At 68.2% G+C, this 5,698-nt stretch carries 3 protein-coding genes; 1 reads left to right on the forward strand and 2 read right to left on the reverse strand.

The features are described from left to right. Positions 1 to 162: 162 nt before the first annotated feature. The gene (locus DCO49_RS19160; RefSeq protein WP_116865342.1) at positions 163 to 1,068 is read right to left on the reverse strand and encodes an AEC family transporter; all 906 of its coding nucleotides are present in this window, start codon (positions 1,066 to 1,068) and stop codon (positions 163 to 165) included. 85 nt (positions 1,069 to 1,153) lie between these two features. Then, a complete protein-coding gene (locus DCO49_RS19165) occupies positions 1,154 to 1,789 on the reverse strand; it encodes a tetratricopeptide repeat protein (RefSeq protein ID WP_116865343.1) in 636 nt (211 codons plus the stop codon). 168 nt (positions 1,790 to 1,957) lie between these two features. On the opposite strand from DCO49_RS19165, the gene DCO49_RS19170 reads away from it, so the two are divergent. After that, positions 1,958 to 5,644, forward strand: a complete 3,687-nt coding sequence (locus DCO49_RS19170) for an indolepyruvate ferredoxin oxidoreductase family protein (protein WP_116865344.1) — start codon at positions 1,958 to 1,960, stop codon at positions 5,642 to 5,644. The last annotated feature ends 54 nt before the right edge of the window (positions 5,645 to 5,698 follow it).

The following is a 5,698-nucleotide window of genomic DNA, read 5'->3' on the forward strand; positions in this document are numbered from 1 at the left end:
GCAGGGGTGTGAGCCGCATGGATGCGGCGACCAAGCCCCCATGGACGGGTTTACGGCGTCCCCTGCCACCGGACCCAGCCCGCCATCCCACGGAAAGCCAGCTTTTGAAGTTGACGTTGCCGTGGCTTGCGGGTGCAGGGCTGCAAGCCCTGCCGACAACCATCACCCCAACACCCACATCCATGCCGGCAGCGTGACCAGCGACAGCACGATTCCATACCCCACCAGCGCGGCCGCCAACCGCGGCGCCAGCCGATGCGAGATCGCCAGCGCGGCCGCAGTGATCATCGTCGGCATCGCAGACTCAAGAACGTTGGCCTTCAACATCAGCCCCTGCATGCCCAGCGCCCACGACAGCGGCAACGCCAGCGCCGGCAGCACCAGCAGCTTCAGCAACAGGCCCACCGCCAGCGGGCGCAGTTCTTCGCGGCGCAGGCGCAGCTGGATCGACAGCCCTACCGCCAGCATCACCAGCGGCAGCATCACGTCGGCCAACTGCTTCAATGCGGTGCCAATCCAAGACGGCGGCTGCGCCGGCATCAGCAGCAGCGCGAACAGCAGCGCCCACAGCGGCGGGAAGCGGCCGATGCGGCCCAGCACCTGCACCGCCGTCGGCGGGCGGTCGCCGCTGTAACGCGCCAGCACCAGCAGGCCGAAGGTGGACAGCAGCAGGAAGGTGCCGAACTGGTCGTAGACCACCGCATAGGGCAAGGCCGCATCGCCCAGCAACGCGCGCACCATCGGGTAGCCGATGAAGCTGGAATTGGCCAGGGCCACGCAGATCAGCAGCACCGCGTGCACGTCGCGGGCGAAGCCGAACACGCGGGTGGCCAGGCTGACCAGAGCCCAGGTGGCCAGCATCAGCAGCCACGGCGTGGCCATCAGCCCCAGCAGGCTGGCATCCAGCTGCAGGCGCGGCACGTAGGTCAGCACCGCCGCGGGCAGGCAGACGTACAGCACCACTTTGTTGAGCGTCTCGGCGGCGTTGTCCGGCAACGCGCGCAGGCGGGCAAACAGCATGCCCAGCCCGAGCATGGCCAGGATCAGGGCGAACGCATCGAAGGCCATGGGCGGCTCCCCCTCAGGCACATGCCTGCGACGCGTTTGATTGTGCGATGCAGCACCGCAGGCGGCAAGCGCCTGCGGTCATGCGTCACGGCCAGGCCGGCGGCGCCGAGGCCCAGGCCTGCTGCACTTCCGCCAGGCTGGCGCGCTCGTCATCGCGCCAGGCCGGCAGCAGCTCCGGGTAACGGCTGCTGTCGTTCCACTGGGTCGGCTCGGTACGCACGGCGGCGGCGTACCACTTCACCGCTTCCTGCTGCTGGCCGGCCCGCCACAACGCCAGCGCGTAGGTGGGCGGAATCCACGCGGCATTGCTGCGCAGGTTGTTGGCCACCGACTGCCACTGTTCCAGCGCGGCCAGCGCCTGGCCCTGCCGCAGCAAGTCCCAGCCGTAGTTCCAGCGCACGCTGCGGCCCAGGCTGCTCTGCACGGGCGCCTCGGCCAGTGCCTCGCGATAGAGCTTTTCGCCCACTTCCGCGCGTCCCTGTGCGATGGCCACCGATGCCAGCTGCACCGTGGCTTCCAGCGTCTTGCGGCCCCGCTCGCGCTGCTTCAGCAGCTGTGCGACCAGGTCCTCGCCGGCGCCGCTCACCACGATGATCGGCGCGGCGGCAGCATCATTGTCGAAATAGAATTCCTGCGGTGCCGGCAATGCCGGTGCCGCCCATGCGGCGGCCGCGCTCGAGACCAGCAGCACGCCGGCCAGGAACTGTCCTGCAACTGACATCAAATTTCCCCCGGGTTGAAACACCAACCTCCCCTCTCCCCCCGATCCTAACCCCAGCAAGGCCGCCGATGCGAGTGCCGGACCTTCCGGGCCCCACTGTTACAATTCGCGCCTTTCCCGCCGCGTGCCCGCACGCGGCCGGTGCCAGCCGATCCCACCGGGCCAGCCATGACCAGTACCGCGCAACTCACTTCGCCCTCTTCCGCCGACCTGATCGACCGTGATTACACGCTCGACCACAAGTACACCCGCAACGAGGGGCGGATCTACCTGAGTGGTGTGCAGGCACTGGTCCGGCTGCCGCTGATGCAGCGCCTGCGCGATGCGCACGAAGGCATCGACAGCGCCGGTTTCGTCAGTGGCTACCGCGGCAGCCCGCTGGGTGGCTTCGACCTGGAACTGTGGCGTGCGCGCAAGCACCTGGAAGCAGCCAAGGTGAAGTTCACCCCCGGCCTCAACGAGGACCTGGGCGCCACCATGGTCTGGGGCACGCAGCAGACCAACCTGTTCCCCGGTGCCAACGTGCAGGGCGTGTTCGGCATGTGGTACGGAAAGGGCCCGGGTGTGGACCGCTGCGGCGACGTGTTCAAGCACGCCAATGCGGCCGGCACCTCGCGCCATGGCGGTGTGCTGGCCTTGGCCGCCGATGACCACGCCTGCCGCAGCTCGACCCTGCCGCATGGCAGCGAAGACGAATTCGTCAGCGCGATGATGCCGGTGCTGAACCCGGCCGGCGTGCAGGACATCCTCGACATGGGCCTGCTGGGCTGGGCGATGAGCCGCTACACCGGGCGCTGGGTCGGCTTCAAGACCATCGCCGAGACGGTGGAATCGTCGGCGTCGGTCGAGGTCGACCCGCTGGCCCGGCGCATCGTGCTGCCGGAAGATTTCGACATGCCCAGCGGCGGCCTCAACATCCGCTGGCCGGACCCGCCGCTGGACCAGGAAATGCGCCTGCACCGCTATGCGGTCAACGCCGCGCAGGCCTTCGCCCGCGCCAACGGCATCGACAAGGTGGTGATGGATGCGCCGCGCGCGCGGCTGGGCATCGTCACCACCGGCAAGAGCTACCTGGACGTGTTGCAGGCGCTGGAATACCTGGGCCTGGACGAAGCCGCGTGCGCCGACATCGGCATCCGCGTGTACAAGGTCGGCATGACCTGGCCGCTGGAGCCGGAAGGCATCGCGCGCTTCGCGCAGGGTCTGGAAGACATCATCGTGGTGGAGGAGAAGCGTGCCTTCATCGAGCGCCAGATGAAGGAGCAGTTCTTCAACTGGCCGGTCAGCTGGGGCCAGCGTCCGTCCATCGTCGGCAAGTACGACGAGAGCGGCGAATGGATCCTGCCGTCCACCGGCGAACTGACCCCGGCCACCATCGCCGGCGTGATCGGCCGCCGCATCCAGAAGTTCTTCAACAACGAATCGATCGAACAGCGCCTGCAGTGGATGCAGGAGAAGGAAGCCGAGCTTGCGCTGCCGCGCGCCAGCTTCCCGCGCGTGCCGCACTACTGCTCCGGCTGCCCGCACAACACTTCCACCCAGGTGCCGGAAGGCTCGCGTGCACTGGCCGGCATCGGTTGCCATTACATGGTGACCTGGATGGACCGCAGCACCGACACCTTCACCCACATGGGCGGCGAAGGCGTGACCTGGGCCGGGCAGGCGCCGTTCACCGACACCCCGCACGTATTCCAGAACCTGGGCGACGGCACCTATTTCCACAGCGGCTCGCTGGCGATCCGTCAGGCGGTCGCGGCCGGCGTCAACATCACCTACAAGATCCTCTACAACGATGCGGTGGCGATGACCGGCGGCCAGCCGGTGGACGGCCCGCTGAGCGTGCCCGACATCGCCAGGCAGATGCGCGCCGAAGGCATCCACACCATCGTGGTGCTGTCGGACAACATCGGCAAGTGGACCGGCCAGCGCGAACATTTCCCCAGCGACGTCGAGTTCCACGACCGCAGCGAACTGGACGCCGTGCAGAAGCGCCTGCGCGAAGTGAAGGGTGTTTCGATCCTGATCTACGAACAGACCTGCGCCACCGAGAAGCGTCGCCGCCGCAAGCGCGGCAAGCTGGAAGACCCGCAGAAGCGCGTGCTGATCAATTCGCTGGTCTGCGAAGGCTGCGGCGACTGCGGCAAGAAGAGCTTCTGCGTGTCGGTGCTGCCGAAGGAAACCGAATTCGGGCGCAAGCGCGAGATCGACCAGTCCAACTGCAACAAGGACTACTCCTGCGTGAATGGTTTCTGCCCGAGCTTCGTCACCGTGCACGGTGGCCAGCCGCGCAAGGGCAGCAAGCGCGATGCCTCCACGCTGCTGGACAACCTGCCGGCGCCGACCATCCGCGGCACGCTGGAACAGCCCTGGAACATCCTGATCACCGGCGTCGGCGGTACCGGCGTGGTGACCATCGGCGCCCTGCTGGGCATGGCCGGCCACCTGGAGGGCAAGGGCGCAAGCGTGCTCGACCAGACCGGCCTGGCGCAGAAGGGTGGCGCGGTGACCACGCATATCCGCATCGCCCGTCGCCCGGACGACATCCACGCCGTGCGCATCGCCGCCGGTGAGGCCGACCTGGTGCTGGGCTGCGACATGGTGGTGGTGAACGATTACTGGGCGCTGTCGAAGGTCCGCGCCGGCCGTTCGCAGGTCGTGCTCAACACCTACGAAGCGATGCCGGGTACCTTCACCACCCGCCCGGACATGCAGTTCCCGGCCGCCGACATCGTGGCCGGCGTGCGCGTGGCGCTGGGCGGCCAGGAGCCGCTGCAGCTCGACGCCACCCAGCTGGCCACCGCGCTGCTGGGCGATGCCATCGCCGCCAACCTGTTCATCCTGGGCTACGCGTGGCAGCACGGCCTGGTGCCGCTGTCGTTCGACTCGCTGATGCGTGCCATCGAACTGAACGGCGCCGCCGTGGCCATGAACCAGCAGGCCTTTGCCTGGGGCCGCCTGGCCGTGGTCGACCCGCAGGCCGTGCAGCAGGCGGCCGGTCTGGTGCGCAATCGCCATACCGACACCGAATCGACCCCGGGCCCGCTGCACCCGCTGCCGCCGGGCGAGTGGGAAGGCAACGAATGGGGCGCCACCACCGCACCGCGCAACACCGCCGACGAACGCGAACTGCGCGGCCTGCCCTCGCATGGTGGCGAGGTGGCCTTCCTGCCGCTGGACGACGCGCGCCTGTCGCGTTCGCTGGACGAAATGATCGAGCGCCGCGCTGCGTTCCTGGTCGAGTACCAGGACGCCGCCTACGCCAACCGCTACCGCAGCCTGGTCGAGCGCGTGCGTGCGGCCGAAGCCGAGCGCATCGGCGGCTCCACCGCACTGACCGAGACCGTGGCCCGCTACCTGTTCAAGCTGATGGCCTACAAGGACGAGTACGAAGTGGCCCGCCTGTACACCAGCGGCGATTTCCAGCGCCGCCTGCAGCAGCAGTTCGAGGGCGACTACCAGCTGCGCTTCCACCTGGCGCCGCCGCTGTTCGCGAAGAAGGACGAGCAGGGCCGCCTGTTGAAGAAGGAATACGGCCCGTGGATGTTCAAGGCCTTCGGCCTGCTGGCCAAGCTGAAGTTCCTGCGCGGCGGCCGCCTGGATGTGTTCGGCCGTACCGAAGAGCGGCGCATGGAGCGCCAGCTGATCGCCGACTACGAAGCCACCGTGCTGCAGCTGCTGGAAGGCCTGGAAGACGGCCGCCTGGCCCTGGCCGTGGAAATCGCCAGCGTGCCCGAGCACATCCGCGGCTTCGGCCACGTCAAGGAAGCGCACTACGAGCAGGCCAAGGCGCGCGAGGCTGCCCTGCTGGCGCAGTGGCGTAACCCGAAGGCGCTGCACATCGTGCAGGTGGCTTGAAGGTCGCTGAAGCGGTAGTGCCGGCCGCTGGCCGGCATCCCTCCAGGCAATTGG

It is taken from the genome of Stenotrophomonas sp. SPM (assembly GCF_003105135.1).
GTDB lineage: Bacteria > Pseudomonadota > Gammaproteobacteria > Xanthomonadales > Xanthomonadaceae > Stenotrophomonas.